The sequence below is a fragment of the Heyndrickxia coagulans 36D1 genome (assembly GCF_000169195.2).
Classification (GTDB): domain Bacteria; phylum Bacillota; class Bacilli; order Bacillales; family Bacillaceae_C; genus Weizmannia; species Weizmannia faecalis.
Genome location: NC_016023.1, coordinates 2,586,975 through 2,601,851, shown reverse-complemented (window position 1 = coordinate 2,601,851; position 14,877 = coordinate 2,586,975). Strand labels below are relative to the sequence as shown.

At 44.7% G+C, this 14,877-nt stretch carries 14 protein-coding genes, 1 tRNA gene and 1 pseudogene; 6 read left to right on the top strand and 10 right to left on the bottom strand.

Annotated features, from left to right (window positions below; genetic code table 11):
* Positions 1 to 16: 16 nt before the first annotated feature.
* The 6 genes from BCOA_RS29475 to BCOA_RS29440 form a co-directional block, all read right to left on the bottom strand.
* Positions 17 to 1,084, bottom strand: coding sequence for a DUF1646 family protein (locus BCOA_RS29475; protein WP_014097629.1), 1,068 nt, complete (start codon positions 1,082 to 1,084; stop codon positions 17 to 19).
* Positions 1,085 to 1,532: 448 nt separating this feature from the next.
* On the bottom strand, positions 1,533 to 2,687 hold the full coding sequence (locus BCOA_RS35480; RefSeq protein ID WP_230090548.1) for an MFS transporter: 1,155 nt from the start codon (positions 2,685 to 2,687) through the stop codon (positions 1,533 to 1,535).
* A gap of 632 nt (positions 2,688 to 3,319) precedes the next feature.
* Positions 3,320 to 5,734, bottom strand: a complete 2,415-nt coding sequence (locus BCOA_RS29465; protein WP_014097627.1) for a heavy metal translocating P-type ATPase — start codon at positions 5,732 to 5,734, stop codon at positions 3,320 to 3,322.
* A gap of 93 nt (positions 5,735 to 5,827) precedes the next feature.
* Positions 5,828 to 6,034: a copper chaperone CopZ gene (copZ, locus tag BCOA_RS29460; protein WP_014097626.1), complete on the bottom strand. Its 207-nt coding sequence runs from the start codon at positions 6,032 to 6,034 to the stop codon at positions 5,828 to 5,830.
* A 15-nt stretch (positions 6,035 to 6,049) separates the two neighbouring features.
* Positions 6,050 to 6,397 carry a metal-sensitive transcriptional regulator gene (locus tag BCOA_RS29455; protein WP_014097625.1) on the bottom strand — a complete coding sequence of 116 codons (348 nt, stop codon included), beginning with the start codon at positions 6,395 to 6,397 and terminating at the stop codon, positions 6,050 to 6,052.
* Between the two features lie 1,846 nt (positions 6,398 to 8,243).
* Entirely contained in the window at positions 8,244 to 8,654 is a 411-nt protein-coding gene (locus tag BCOA_RS29440) for an Lrp/AsnC family transcriptional regulator (RefSeq protein ID WP_014097623.1), read from the bottom strand.
* Positions 8,655 to 8,760: 106 nt separating this feature from the next.
* On the opposite strand from BCOA_RS29440, the gene BCOA_RS29435 reads away from it, so the two are divergent.
* The 5 genes from BCOA_RS29435 (at position 8,761) to BCOA_RS29415 (ending at position 12,539) form a co-directional block, all read left to right on the top strand.
* Positions 8,761 to 9,177 carry a carboxymuconolactone decarboxylase family protein gene (locus BCOA_RS29435; RefSeq protein ID WP_014097622.1) on the top strand — a complete coding sequence of 139 codons (417 nt, stop codon included), beginning with the start codon at positions 8,761 to 8,763 and terminating at the stop codon, positions 9,175 to 9,177.
* Positions 9,178 to 9,395: 218 nt separating this feature from the next.
* Positions 9,396 to 10,583 (top strand): M20 family metallopeptidase, encoded by a 1,188-nt coding sequence (locus BCOA_RS29430; RefSeq protein ID WP_014097621.1) that lies wholly within the window; start codon positions 9,396 to 9,398, stop codon positions 10,581 to 10,583.
* A gap of 60 nt (positions 10,584 to 10,643) precedes the next feature.
* Positions 10,644 to 10,838 (top strand): DUF3311 domain-containing protein, encoded by a 195-nt coding sequence (locus tag BCOA_RS29425; RefSeq protein ID WP_013860056.1) that lies wholly within the window; start codon positions 10,644 to 10,646, stop codon positions 10,836 to 10,838.
* Positions 10,835 to 12,304 (top strand): sodium:solute symporter family protein, encoded by a 1,470-nt coding sequence (locus BCOA_RS29420; protein WP_014097620.1) that lies wholly within the window; start codon positions 10,835 to 10,837, stop codon positions 12,302 to 12,304. Before BCOA_RS29425 ends, BCOA_RS29420 begins: the two co-directional genes overlap by 4 nt.
* A gap of 151 nt (positions 12,305 to 12,455) precedes the next feature.
* Positions 12,456 to 12,539, top strand: a tRNA-Leu gene (locus tag BCOA_RS29415).
* A gap of 301 nt (positions 12,540 to 12,840) precedes the next feature.
* Here the strand turns inward: BCOA_RS29415 and BCOA_RS29410 are convergent.
* From BCOA_RS29410 to BCOA_RS29405, 4 genes and pseudogenes are all read right to left on the bottom strand, one after another.
* Positions 12,841 to 13,164: a four-helix bundle copper-binding protein gene (locus tag BCOA_RS29410; RefSeq protein ID WP_014097619.1), complete on the bottom strand. Its 324-nt coding sequence runs from the start codon at positions 13,162 to 13,164 to the stop codon at positions 12,841 to 12,843.
* Between the two features lie 185 nt (positions 13,165 to 13,349).
* On the bottom strand, positions 13,350 to 13,673 hold the full coding sequence (locus BCOA_RS34770) for a four-helix bundle copper-binding protein (protein ID WP_014097618.1): 324 nt from the start codon (positions 13,671 to 13,673) through the stop codon (positions 13,350 to 13,352).
* A gap of 143 nt (positions 13,674 to 13,816) precedes the next feature.
* A pseudogene (locus tag BCOA_RS34765) lies at positions 13,817 to 13,948 on the bottom strand (four-helix bundle copper-binding protein); the annotation flags it as partial.
* Between the two features lie 45 nt (positions 13,949 to 13,993).
* On the bottom strand, positions 13,994 to 14,212 hold the full coding sequence (locus BCOA_RS29405) for a DUF2933 domain-containing protein (protein ID WP_013860060.1): 219 nt from the start codon (positions 14,210 to 14,212) through the stop codon (positions 13,994 to 13,996).
* A gap of 216 nt (positions 14,213 to 14,428) precedes the next feature.
* Here BCOA_RS29405 and BCOA_RS29400 point away from each other — a divergent pair, with 216 nt between their 5' ends.
* The gene (locus BCOA_RS29400) at positions 14,429 to 14,866 is read left to right on the top strand and encodes a hypothetical protein (RefSeq protein ID WP_013860062.1); all 438 of its coding nucleotides are present in this window, start codon (positions 14,429 to 14,431) and stop codon (positions 14,864 to 14,866) included.
* The last annotated feature ends 11 nt before the right edge of the window (positions 14,867 to 14,877 follow it).

Genomic DNA, 14,877 nt, shown 5'->3' with positions numbered 1-14,877 from the left:
TTACGAAGCGCTTATTTTAAACCAGGAAAAGGATGATCGCAAAATAAACGACCATTGCTGCCAGGCCGAGCGGGAATGCAAAGCGCGCATATTCAATGCTTGAGATTTTTAATTTTCCCGCGGCAATGATATTCGGAATATTCCCCGGCACGAGCATTCCGCCGCTAATCAGCAGGCCCATCAAAATATCTTGAATCGCCTTATCACCCATCGCCGGGCTGATTTCAGCTGCGGCAAGGGTGGCATTATCCAAAACAGCAGAAACCATATTGATCCAATACAGGACGAGCGGATTTAGGTCCAGTAAATAGGCTTCAATAAATGGTTCAAATCCTGCCCCGAGCAAAGTGAGCGCCATGACAAACAAGTAAATCTTGAAACTGCGAATGACAATTTCCTTGTATGATTCTGAAGCCGGTTCAGCTTTTAGCCCTTCATCTTCCTTGGAGGCTATGCTCGGTTCTTTTCCTGCCGCGGTTTCCATGGCGCTTGTATACTGCCCCGGTTTGACGATCAAAGCAGCCAGTACGCCGAAAAGAATGACAGCCGGGATCACTGAAGTGCCGGTAAGTCTCAGCAAGTAAAAAAAGTCCGCATCCAGTTTGCTCACGACAATGGTGGAAAGTGGCTCCCCGATCGGCGTGAGCACAGCTCCAAGGCCAATGGCGAAACAGGCGAGGACAACCAAACGGACTTCCGTCTTCCGGTCAAGCCGCAAAAAACGAATGATCGTGACAAGAACGATGGCGGCAACAATGGCGGTGATGACGCTCGACAGCAAACCGAGTATGATGACAAAGAGCGCAATAAACAAACGAAACGGCATCGCATGGCTGATCCGACTGATTCCTTTTTCGATCGGTTTCTCAAACCAGCGGAACAAAAGCCCCATCGCAAGCACAGCAATCGTGATATTGAGCGGATGTAGTAGCGCTTCCTGCACAAGATGCCAGGAAAATGACCGGCTGACAATACAAGCTGCCACGCCCATTACAAACAAAAAGGCTTCCAGATTCCTTTCCACTATTTTTGTAAACGGCAGGCACAGCACCAATAACAAAATAACCGACAATCCCATTACCATCAAACCACTCCCTTTTCATTTTTCTGGAAAGCAAAAAAGCCTGCCACCGCGGGACATACGTATCCCTTGGTGACAGGCTCCTCCTTTAAGACAATCTATTCCATTGTCAAAACCATCTGCGTTTCACAGTAATGCTCTATCTATCATAACATCTACCCCGCATTGGCGCAATGGTGTACACCCCATCATTTGCAAAAAATTTGATCATCTTTTGCCCTTTAACGGATTGATTTTATGAATGATTCAATCCCCAATCATTAGGGTTTGCTGAACGAATCCGATTTGTGAGCAAGCTTTGCCCATGCTAAAAAAGCGAAAATGCTTGATGATATTAAGTCAGCTTTCGAGTGCATCGTTTTTCTGCATTTGTTATAAAACTTCCAAGTGCAGCCAGAGCTGTCAGCGCCTTTGCGAATCCCGGGCCTTTTGCTTATTCAGCAAGCCTTGATTATTGCACGACCTTTTTTTCCTGTGCAAGTCCATGATGTTTCAATACTTTATTCACAATCAGGTATACAGGAATAGAAATGATGATGGAAAGGACAGACATTGCGACCCATGCAGGCCCTATTCCATAAAGGTTTGAGATCAGGCCATTTAGTGATAAAGCAATAACGGTTGTTCCGGCTTCCAGCGTGTTGAAAAAAGACAATAAAGTGGACCTGTTTTCATTTTTAATATGCTGGTTTAAAAAGGTGTACCGGATGATTTCTTCGCTCGCTGTGATCATCACATGCAGCAAGAATACACTGATAGCAATGAGATAGTTATGAACGATGACACTCATTATGATCGCCAACGTATTACATAAGGTGCTCCCGATCAGAATATAAATTTTATTATCCGATAAAGCGGATATTTTTCTTGAAAAGTAGGCGCCCAATATACTAAAAAGATTCACTCCGATTAATATATATCCTGTATTTAAAGACTGGCGGCCTTCCTGAAAAAATAATTGCCATTGATTGAAAGGCCCTGTAACGATGAGAGATAACGGCAAAAAAGATAAGCAGATCAGAAAAAAACCCTTGTCCTTTTTTAAAAAGAAAAATCCATCTTTCATTGTTTCCGCTAACATATGAAAACTGTTTTTTATTGCTTTTGCGCCTGCTTGTTTTTGTTTTCTCGACGCCGGCTCTTTCATAAAGAATACGGCTACCATCATGGGACATAAAAGTAAAATAGCCCCTGCTAAAACAGGATAGCTTAAATCAATATTTCCTAAAACTTGTGCACCAACATACCCTGCTAGTAAGCTGAAAGTAGTACCGAATACTTGATTATTAGAAAATACTTTTTCAAACGGATAATCCTTTTCTTCCTCATGAATGCTATCTATCATCCAAGAATCCACAGTCCCCGATCTTAAAGATTCGCCAAGTGAAGTAAAAACCGCACTAAGGATCAGAAAAATCATATTTCCCCAATCAAAAAATAATAGGAACAGGCCAGTGCTCCTGATCACGCAACTGCTGATCAGCGTTTTTTTTCTTCCGAAAGTATCCGCAATCACTCCAGACGGGATTTCCGTAATAAAACCGACAATCCAAAAAATGGACAAAAACAGATTTATATCAGCATAACTATAATGGATCGACTTCATATACAAATATAATGTCCCGCCGAATACCATAATCCCCATATTATACAAAATATTAATCGCATAATAGGTGTTTTTAATTCTTTGAATCCTATTCAAGTTTCATTCTCCATTCCCAAGACATGCAGTATCATATGTAAAACTGCCGAGGCCTGCTATGATTGCTTACCTGTATGGAGGACTTGCTGAACGAATCCGATTCTGAGTTTGTACCCAATTTGTCAGCAAGGATTTGTCTCAAAAAATATAGAAGGATCCATCTTTGAAAATGCGATTTTGTCTTCTCAAGTGCAAGCTTTTCCCTGGATTTTTTATAAAATCCTTGCATCTAATTTTTTGCCGAACCTGTTAGTATCCTTGCCAAATCCAGTAATTTTGCTTATTCAGCAAGCCCTATGTATCCCCCCAGCAAAGAGGCCACGGTTAAAACAGACGTTGTGAATGAGGCTACTTTTTAAAGTGCCCCTTAAACATACCTGATTTTGTTATCAGCAAATTTCAAATCATCTTTGAAAACAAACTGATCTGATATATTATAGCATATAGTGTACGGATTTGATGTCTCCATTCAAAAAAATGAAACAAAAAAACCGTTATTTTGATCGAGCAAAATAACGGTTTTTATTTTCTATATGTCATGATACCGGCTGCCATTTGCGCAAGAACAGGGTATTGCCCACAACTGACACAGAACTGAAGGCCATGGCTGCTCCGGCCAGAATCGGATTTAACAACCCGAATGCTGCAACCGGGATCAGAACCACATTGTAAGCAAAAGCCCAGAACAGGTTCTGGCGGATTTTCCGCATCGTTGCTTTCGACAAGCGGATTGTGTTGACAATCCCCATTAGGTCGCCGCGCATTAAAGTAATATCAGCGGCCTCCATCGCAACATCTGTCCCGGTTCCAATCGCAATCCCGACATCGGCTGCAGCAAGAGCCGGGGCATCATTGATCCCGTCGCCGACCATTGCGGTGATGTTGCCGGCACGCTTTAATTTTTCAACTTCTTTAGATTTATCTTCCGGCAGTACTTCCGCAAGCACACGATCCACGCCGACCTGTCGGGCAATCGCTTCGGCAGTGCGGCGGTTATCACCTGTCATCATGACCGTTTCAATGCCCATTTCCTTCAACATGCGGATCGCTTTTGCCGATGTTTCTTTTACCGTGTCCGCAACAGCAATCAGTCCGGAAAGCGCGCCATCCATTGCAATCAGCATGGCCGTTTTGCCGTCTTCCTCAAGCTTTTCCATTTGGCTGATCACATCGTCGATCCGGATATGCGCATCCTGCATCATTTTTTTATTCCCGATCAAAACTTCTCTTTCCTCTATTTTAACCCGGATACCACGGCCCGGGACTGCTTCGAATTCCGTAACATTTGGCAGTTGCAGACCCTTTTCAGCCGCTTTTTTTACAATGGCTGCACCAAGTGGGTGTTCCGATCCTTTTTCAGCTGCAGCGGAAAGGGCAAGCAACTCATCCTCTGAAAAACCGCCGTATGGAATGAGATCTGTTACTTCCGGCTCTCCTTTTGTAATCGTGCCGGTTTTATCGAGTACAACGGTCGTAATGCGATGGGCGCTTTGCAAATGCTCCGCGCTTTTGATCAGCACGCCGTTTTCAGCACCGAGGCCGGTTCCCACCATGACTGCTGTCGGGGTAGCAAGCCCGAGGGCGCAAGGGCAGGCGATGACGAGCACAGCAACCATGCTGACCATCGCAGGGGTGAATCCGGCCGCAAAATACGTTACCGCAAATGTCACCAGTGCAATCAATATGACAATCGGTACGAAAATACCCGAAATCTGGTCAGCCAGATGCTGGATCGGCGCTTTCGAACCTTGCGCCTCTTCCACGAGTTTAATGATCTGGCTGAGCGCCGTATCTTTCCCGACTTTTGTGGCTTTAAAACGGAACGAACCGGTTTTATTCAATGTCGCACCGATGACGGCATCGCCCGCTTTTTTTGAAACGGGCATGCTTTCGCCGGTCAGCATGGACTCATCGACAGAAGAAGCCCCTTCTGTGATGACGCCGTCAACCGGAATTTTTTCCCCGGCGCGGACAAGAAGTATATCGCCGGGGACGACTTCTTCAACCGGTACTTCAATTTCTTTTCCGCCCCGGTTGACTCGAGCCGTTTTTGCCTGCAGGCCCATCAGTTTTTTCATCGCTTCTGATGTTTGGCCTTTTGCCCTCGTTTCCATCAGTTTGCCAAGAACGATCAGCGTCATCACAATGGCGGATGCCTCAAAGTAAAGCATGCGCCCGGAACCGAGGATGGTGAGGACAAGGCTGTATAAATAGGCCGTGGATGTCCCAAGCACAACCAAAACGGCCATATTGGCACTCCCGCCCCGGATTGCATGGTAAGCATCTCGGTAGTAATGGCCGCCGACAAAGATTTGCACGATTGTAGCAAGCAAAAGCTGCAGCCACGGGTTCATATGGAATGAAAAACTGCCGCCGTAATGCATAGCGATATCCGAAATCATTTGCAACAGGAAAAAGACTGAGATGACAGCACCAACTGCAAATTTTATTTTTTGCTTTTTGTATGCTTTCTCACGCATCTTCTTTTCATAGTCCGGATCGAGTTCGCCTTTTACTTTTGCGTCATAGCCGGCCTTTTTTACAGCGGCAATCATTTGTTCAGCGCTTGCCTGCCCCGGCAGGTATGTAACACTTGCCGTTTCCGTTGCCAGGTTGACGGCGGCACTCACAACACCGGGGGTTTTTTTCAGCGCCCGCTCCACGCGGTTGGCGCATGCCGCACATGTCATGCCTATAATATTGAGCTGCGCTTTTTCTTCTAATACGCCATAACCCGTTTTCTCCACTTTTTCGATCAAATTTTCGACGGTCGCCTGTTTCGTATCGTATTGAATGGCAGCTTTTTCTGTTGCCAGGTTCACACTTACTTTTTTGACGCCTTCCACTTTTGATAAATTCTTTTCAATCCGGTTGGCGCAAGCTGCACACGTCATGCCGGTAATGCCAAGCGTGACGCTGGCGTCCTTTTTTTCCTGTAGTGATGCGGCCATATCCATTCCTCCTGACGCCTTTTATACCCTCTATAGGTATATTTTTTTGAAAAAAGAGAGCGTGCCCGAAAGCACAGCCCGTTTTGTCCGGATTTACGCTACTTCATAGCCTTGGTCTTCAATGGCTTCTTTTACCTTATCAAGCGTAACTTTATTCGGATCGAATTCAACATCCACTTTTCCTTCTGCCAAATGAACGTCTACATTTTTCACGCCTGACAATTCGCCGACGCTTCCTTTAACCGCTTTTACACAATGTTCGCATGACATGCCTTGTACATTTAAGGTTACTTTTTCCATGATCCATTCGCTCCTTTATTTTCGCATTGTTTTTTGTATGGTTACTAAAAATTCATCCAGCACATCAAGGTCCCCTTCTTGAATCCGTTCCAAGACACAATTTTTCAAGTGGCCCTCGAGCAGGATCTTCGACACGCTGTTTAAGGCAGATTGGATGGCAGCGATTTGGGTAATGACATCATCGCAATAGGTATCTTTTTCGATAAGGCCTTTTACCCCTCTTACCTGCCCTTCAATACGGTTCAACCTGCTGACCAGGTTCTTTTTCACTTTTTCCGAATGGTGGCTTTTACGTTCACTGTGGGCGGGGCAAACGGAAGCTTCATCCCGGGCGGCATCCATCATGATATCCAATTCCTCCATATCCTGGCCTCCTTGTATATGTAAAATATACCTCTCCCCGGTATACTATGTCAATAGAGATGCTCCTATTTCTAAAGCGTACGTCAAATGGCCCGGAAATGTTGATCACCTTTTCAAATAAGCGATCTTGTTTTAAATTGGAACTTGCTGAATAAGCCAAATTCCTAAATTTGGCAAGGATGCTGACAGCTTTGACATCAATTTAATGCAAGTGTTTTATAAAAAATGTAGGGAAAAGCTTGCACTTGAAACGCGCCCTATGTGAAGGAAGACCTTCTTTTTAACGTAGACGCACCCTATGTTAAGGAAGAGCCTCGTTTTTCCGTACTTCCTTAACGTAGACGGGCTCTACGTGAAGAAAGGCCGTCAATTTTTCGTGCTTCCTTAACATAGACGGGCTCTATGTTAAGGAAGAGCCTCGTTTTTCCGTACTTCCTTAACATAGATGCCCTCTATGTGAAGAAAGGTCGTCTTTTTTCCGCGCTTCCTTAACGTAGACGTACCCTATGTGAAGGAAAGTCTTCGTTTTTCTGTGCTTTCTTAACGTAGAGCCCCTCTAAGGAATTGCGACTGGGCCCGAAATGTCTTTTTGAACCTGCCAAAAAGACAAAACACGTTGCATCCGGGCTCGAAATGTCTTTTTGAACCTGCCAAAAAGACAAAACACGCTGCACCCGAGCCCGAAATGTCTTTTTGAACCTGCCAAAAAGACAAAACACGCTGCACCCGAGCCCGAAATGTCTTTTTGAAGCCGTCAAAAGGACAAAACACGCTGCATCCGAGCCCGAAATGTCTTTTTGTACCTGCCAAAAAGACAAAACAAGCCTCGCCTAGGCTCGAAATGTCTTTTTGAAGCCGTCAAAAGGACAAAACACGCTGCATCCAGGCCCGAAATTCTTTTTGAATCTGTCAAAAGGACAAAACACGCTGCATCCGAACCCGAAATGTCTTTTTGAACCTGTCAAAAGGACAAAACACGCTGCATCCGGGCTCGGAATGTCTTTTTGAACCTACCAAAAGGACAAAACACGTTGCATCCAGGGCCGAAATGTCTTTTTGAAGCCGTCAAAAGGACAAAACACGCTGTATCCAAACCCAAAATGTCTTTTTGAAACCGCCAAAAAGACAAAACACGTTGCACCCGAGCCCGAAATGTCTTTTTAAACCTGCCAACAAGACAAAACACGTTGCATCCGGGCTCGAAATGTCCTTTTGAACCTGCCAACAAGACAAAACAAGCCGCACCTAGGCTCGAAATGTCCTTTTGAACCGGCCAAAAGGACAAAACACGCTGCATCCGAGCCCGAAATGTCTTTTTGAACCGGCCAAAAGGACAAACACGCTGCACCCGAGCCCGAAATGTCTTTTTGAACCTGCCAAAAAGACAAAACAAGCTGCATCCGGGTCCGAAATGTCTTTTTGAAGCCGTCAAAAAGACAAAACACACTGTATCCAGGCTCGAAATGTCTTTTTGAACCTGCCAAAAAGACAAAACAAGCTGCACCCGGGTCCGAAATGTCTTTTTGAACCTGCCAAAAAGACAAAACACGCTGCACCCGGGCCCGAAATGTCTTTTTGAAGCCGTCAAAAAGACAAAACACGGTGCATCCGAGCCCGAAATGTCTTTTTGAACCGGCCAAAAAGACAAAACACGCTGTATCCTGGCTCGAAACGTCCTTTTAAGACAAAACACTGCAAGGATGCTGACAGCCTTGGCAAAAATTTAAATGCAAGGGTGTTATAAAATTTGCACTTGAAGCTGATTCAATTATAGAGAAAACAAAATCGCATTTTTAAAGATGGATTCTTCTAGAGCTTACTCAGAATCGGATTCGTTCAGTAAGGCCTAAATTACTTTTGAAAAAATAAAGTTCGTTTTAGAATGTGCAAATAACTGCAGTTTATCAATAAATTGCTCCGCGTCTTCAAATGAGTGGAAGCGGGCTTTTAACATAAAGCATGCTTCACCAGCAATACGATAACAAAAATCAACATTCGAATACTGGCATATTTGCTTTTTAAAATCGTCATAACGATTATTTTTAATTGTCGCTTCAATGATGGCTTCTATCGGGTATCCCAGTTTTTTTTGGTTCAGTTCAATGGTATAGCGTTTAATGATATCCTGTTCTTCTAATTGTCGTACCCGCTCTCTCACAGCCGGGGCTGATAGATGAATACGCCTGCTTAGCTCGCTCATTGATAACCGGCTATCTTCTTTCAATTCATGTATAATTTGTTCATCAATGAAATCCATTTCTTCAAATTCCTTTCCAATTTGAAATTCAAATCAATCAAATGCCTTTTAATCGGTATGTAAAAGCCGCACGCTTTATTTTACACTATTTTTGGGAGGGATGAGCATGACACTGATACCATTACATGAAAGAGGAAATACGCCATTTCAACAATTGCTGGGATATAATGCGTCCATTCTGAAATACTGGAACAAACTCAGTGATGAATTTGAAAAGGATGGCCGGTTATCAGCGAAGTTAAAAGAAGAAGTCCGGCGTACACTTGCACAAAAAAATGGCTGCCTGTATTGTAAGGCAAAAGGCAAACCGAACCCCGTTGATTACGATGAAAAAACAGCGGTATGTACCGGATTTGCTGAAGCTTTTCTTGCGGGCAAAGGGCAAACATCTCCAAATGTAACAGCGGTTTTAAAGGAGTATTTAACAGATGCGGAGATCAGTGAGCTGATTGCTTTCATTTGCTTCACAACAGCATCACAATATTTTGGCGCCCTCATGCAACTGGGGGAGCAACAAAGATAAGTGAAACTTCCATCAGTGGTGTTTATCCACTGATGGAAACCAATGGAGATGGTTTGATGCCTATTTCTCTCCTCTGCAGAAAGTCCCCTTTTTTTGGAAGAAAGCTAGAAGTGAAACCAAATTGTTATTGCAATATAAAAGTATTTGATGTTATAATACTCTAAATTCTTTAAATCAATAAAGAAAATAGAAATATAGAATAAGAAAGGGATTTTGATATGGCATTATCTTTGGAAGCCGAAAAAATCGATGCATTGGTCGAACAAGTCAAGGAAGATGTAATCCATTGGCGGAGGCATTTGCATCAAAACCCGGAGCTTTCCTTCAAGGAAGTCGAAACATCGCAATTTATTTACGATACGCTTGCATCTTTCGGGGGTTTGGCGTTGTCCCGCCCGACAAAAACGAGTGTGGTAGCCCGGCTGAAAGGAGCAAAGCCCGGCCGTGTTTTAGCGATTCGTGCCGATATGGACGCGCTCCCCATTCAAGAAGAAAATGCATTTGATTTCGTCTCAAAGCATGACGGTGTGATGCATGCTTGCGGCCATGACGGGCATACCGCGATGCTGCTTGGAGCCGCAAAAATTCTGGCCGGCTTAAAAGACCAAATCGCCGGTGAAATCCGCTTTCTGTTCCAACATGCCGAAGAACAATTGCCGGGCGGGGCTGAAGAAATGGTCCAAGCCGGTGTCATGGACGGTGTGGACCAGGTGATTGGCGCTCATTTATGGTCACCGCTTGAAGCTGGAAAAATCGAGTTGGTGTCAGGACCGATGATGGCAGCACCAGATGCTTTCTACATCACGATTAACGGAAAAGGCGGACACGGGGCACAGCCGCATTTAGCAATAGACAGCATTGCAATTGGCGCACAAGTTGTAACAAACCTTCAACATATTGTTTCAAGAAATATTGATCCCTTAGATCCCGTTGTTCTTTCCGTGACCCAGTTTATAGCCGGTACTGCGCATAACGTCATTCCCGGTTCGGTTTTCATCAGCGGCACCGTCCGGACGTTTAAGCCGGCGTTGCAGGAAGAAGTGATCCGGCTGATGGAACGCGTCGTGAAAGGCGTAACAGAAGCGCACGGGGCGACTTATGATTTTCAATACGTGAAAGGTTATCGTCCCGTTATTAACGATCCGGAAGTCACGGCAAAGCTGCGTGAAGTACTGGTTGAGACGTTTGGTGAAGATGCCATTCAAGACGGCGTTCCAACCATGGGCGGGGAAGATTTTTCCGGATTCCAGCAAAAGGCACCCGGCACATTCTTTTTTATTGGAGCCGGAAATGCGGACAAAGGCATCGTTTATCCCCACCATCACGCCCGCTTTACTGTGGATGAGGATGTATTGCCTTACGGGGTGAAAGCGTTCGTCGCCGCCAGCCTGACGTTAACTGCCTGAAAAGGATCAGCCGCTTTTTCACCGGTTGGCCTTTTACACTAAAAAAAGTGAGGTTTTCAAATGAAATTCGTCCTTGCATCACTCCCATTTCTTGCTTTAATCATTGGCATGTTTTTTGCAAACCGTACCAATCCGATGATTCTCGGAATGCCTTTTATCATGTTCTGGACCGTGTTGTGGGTTGTTTTATCGACGGTTGTAATGTTCATTATCTATAAAACCGATCCGAAAAACCAAAGGGGGGATGCCGAATGAACAGCGCACTTCTTGTTATCCTCATCTTTTTGCTGGTGTCACTCTATCTCGGCATCCGGGCGCGCCGGGGCAAGCAAATGAACCTTGAACAATGGGCAACCGGCGGCAGAAGTTTTGGAACATTGTTTGTATTCTTGCTAAGCGCCGGTGAAATTTACACGACTTTCACTTTTCTCGGCGGCAGCGGATGGGCTTACGGCAAAGGGGGGCCGACGCTTTATATACTCTGGTACGGCTCATTGGCTTATGTTCTTTCCTATTGGCTGCTTCCGGCCATTTGGCGTTATGCAAAAGAACATAAGCTGTTGTCCCAATCCGACTTTTTCGCGAAAAAATACAATAGTCCCGCACTCGGTGTCCTTGTTTCGATTATCGGCATTATTGCAATGATCCCGTACCTTGTTTTGCAGTTAAAAGGGCTCGGCAGTATCGTCAGCATTGCTTCTTACGGCTCGATTTCTTCCGGCGTCGCCATCTGGATCGGCGTGATCGTGGTAACCATTTACACCACGATTTCAGGCGTGCACGGAACAGCCTGGACATCCGTCATGAAAGATGCATTGGTTTTGGCCGTCGTCGTTTTTCTCGGCATTTATCTCCCCGTTCATTATTTTGGCGGCTTTTCAGATATGTTTCATGCCATTGACCAGGCAAAACCCGGCTTTCTTGCGCTCCCGCACCAAGGGATGAGTGTATATTGGTTCATTTCGACCGTTTTGCTGACGGCACTCGGTTTTTACACGTGGCCGCATTCTTTTGCCGCCTCCTTTACAGCGAAAAATGAAAAAACGTTCCGCCGCAATGCGGTGATTTTTCCGCTGTATCAGTTGATCCTGTTGTTCGTATTCTTTGCCGGTTTTGCGGCGATTCTGACTGTAAAGCCGGCACTTGAAGGAGCAGCAACCGACAATGCCCTGCTCGTTCTTTCTATTGAAAGCTTCCCGCACTGGTTTGTCGGTGTCATCGGCGCCGCCGGTCTGTTATGTGCGCTGGTACCGGGGTCGATGCTGTTGATGAGCGCATCCACAATGATTTCGAAAAACTTGTTTAAAGTATTTAAACCGACCGCCAATGAAACACAAGTGGCCAATGTTGCCAAATATTTGGTTCCGGTCGTATCTTTAATTGCCCTCTACTTCACATTTAACGGCGGGCAAACCATTGTTGCCCTGCTGTTGATGGGGTACAGCATGGTTACGCAATTTTTCCCGGCGATCGTATTCAGCTTTATGAAAAATAACCCGATTTCAAAAGCAGGCGCATTTGCTGGAATTGTTGCGGGCGAACTTGTCGTTTCCTATGTGACGATCACGAATCAGACGGTTGCGACGCTGTTGCCGTTTATGCCGCAAGCAGTCAAAGACTTAAATACCGGGATCATCGCCATGGTTTTGAACTTGATTGTAACCTTTGCCGTGAGTGCTTTTACAAGAGACAGACAAAAAAGCGTTGAAATGGCTGCGTAAACTATTTCCCAAAAAGGAGCCGTGCATGCACGGCTCCTTTTTTAACAAGCTTTCCAGGGATCCAAAAAAATTTTAAAAAAGGTATTGCTTTTTTCTACCGGGCATTATATAATAAATTTGTCGCTGATGAGGCGAACAAAAACAAAACAATGCGGATGTGGCGGAATTGGCAGACGCGCTAGATTCAGGTTCTAGTGGTGGAAACACCGTATGGGTTCAAGTCCCTTCATCCGCATCACAAAAAGCAAAGATTTCAGTTTATGGCTGGGATCTTTGCTTTTTTATTTTGATATTGAATTTCCTGCCGCATTGTTCCGGAGACCAAGAAATATAAAACAAATACATCGAATTGTTTTCTGCCGGCCATCCATTTCATGATGTTAGGAGCGCCATGAGAAAAATTGGTTTTTACCTTGATTTAAACCGGCGATCCAATTTTTATTTTCTTCCGTTCGCTTAAACTTAAACACATCATTCCCGTTTTATTGATTTTGCCAAAAACCGGTTCCCTTTTTGATAAGGGAACCGGCTTTGTGTCAGGCCATTTTCCGGCAAGCTTCCGCACAGCGCAAGCATGCTTCGGCGCATTTTTGACAATGGTCATGGCTGTATTTCCTGCATTCCTCCCCGCATGCTTCGCAAATTTCCGCACACAAATTGCAAATTTGCTTCACAAACGGGCTGCCGCTTTGCATCGCTTGCAATGCCAAAGCACAAATATTTGCGCATTCTCTGTCCATGCGGATACAGCCAGCCATCATTTTCACATTGTCTTCCTTTAAACAGGCACTGTAACACTGATTACAGGCTTCCATACACTCCTGGCAGGCTTTGATGCATTCTTCATAGGACTTGTCCATTTATTTCCACCTCCAAATTGTCTTCCCTTATTTTTTGCCCGTTCTGTTAAACATTCAAACTGCATCATTTCTGCACATTTTCTTATTTTAGGATCCAATTTTCATCTTCTGCCGTTTGCTTAAACGCAAACACATCCGGATTTTCAGCTAAGCCGGTCCCTTTTGATAAGGGAACCGGCTTTGTGTCAGGCCATTTTCCGGCAAGCTTCCACACAGCGCAGGCATGCTTCGGCGCATTTTTGACAATGGTCATGGCTGTATTTCCTGCATTCCTCCCCGCATGCTTCGCAAATTTCCGCACACAAATTGCAAATTTGCTTCACAAACGGGCTGCCGCTTTGCATCGCTTGCAATGCCAAAGCACAAATATTTGCGCATTCTCTGTCCATGCGGATACAGCCAGCCATCATTTTCACATTGTCTTCCTTTAAACAGGCACTGTAACACTGATTACAGGCTTCCATACACTCCTGGCAGGCTTTGATGCATTCTTCATAGGACTTGTCCATTTATTTCCACCTCCAAATTGTCTTCCCTTATTTTTTGCCCGTTCTGTTAAACATTCAAACTGCATCATTTCTGCACATTTTCTTATTTTAGGATCCAATTTTCATCTTCTGCCGTTTGCTTAAACGCAAACACATCCGGATTTTCAGCTAAGCCGGTCCCTTTTGATAAGGGAACCGGCTTTGTGACAGGCCATTTTCCGGCAAGCTTCCGCACAGCGCAAGCATGCTTCGGCGCATTTTTGACAATGGTCATGGCTGTATTTCCTGCATTCCTCGCTTAACTAAAAAGGCAGGATCATTTTTCTCCTGCCACTTTATCTTCATGATGTTTTCTTCTGATCATATTTATCAAATGCATCCAGCCTTTTTTTCAATCTTTGATTTTCCTCTTCCAACTTCTGAATCCTCTTATGCATCCCATGGCTATGTTCCAGATGGGCTTTTTTTCCGTGCCCGCCTCCATGGCCATGTCCCCCTAACATCATGAAGATCATCATGAGCGGGCATGCAAGAAACAGCAAAGCATTTAACCATTCCATTTGTACTTCCCCCTTCTTTGCATCAATCGTAAAATTTTCTTGTGCAGAAAATGTGGAGATTTTCGAGGAACGCCCCCTCTTCACGTTTTGTTCACAACCCCTTATATCTTTTATAAAAGCACACGAATATGCATACTTTCTTCAAATTTATGATTTATACTATCTTTGATCATTTTTTGCAGACGGCAAATTATAAAGTTACAGGAGATGAAAAGCATGAGCAAAAGATTGGCAGGATTGGCAGCCATTTTGAGTTGCATACTCATTCTTGCAAGCTGCCAAAGCAAAACCAGCCAGGGGAAAGATGCCAGCCCTAACAAAGACCCCGGGCTGAGCGAAAAACAAGTGGAAGCCAAAATCAACGTCCAGCAAAACGGCAAAAATAATCTCTATGCTGTCAACTTAGTATCCGGAAAGCTCGGCACAAAAACAACCGGAAAAGTACTGACGGATACAGACTGCACTGCGGACATCAAAGGCGTGAGCCGCTGTAAATCGAAAATCAAGTTGGCGGATGGAAGCGTGATGAAGGTGATTACGCCACATAATATGAAATATTACCGGTGCTATAATATTGGGGAAAAAGTGACTGTCATACCGGGAAAAGACGGGCAAACCTATGTCCGGGTCAACACATCCTCAAAAGCAAGTTAATTTTTTGCAGA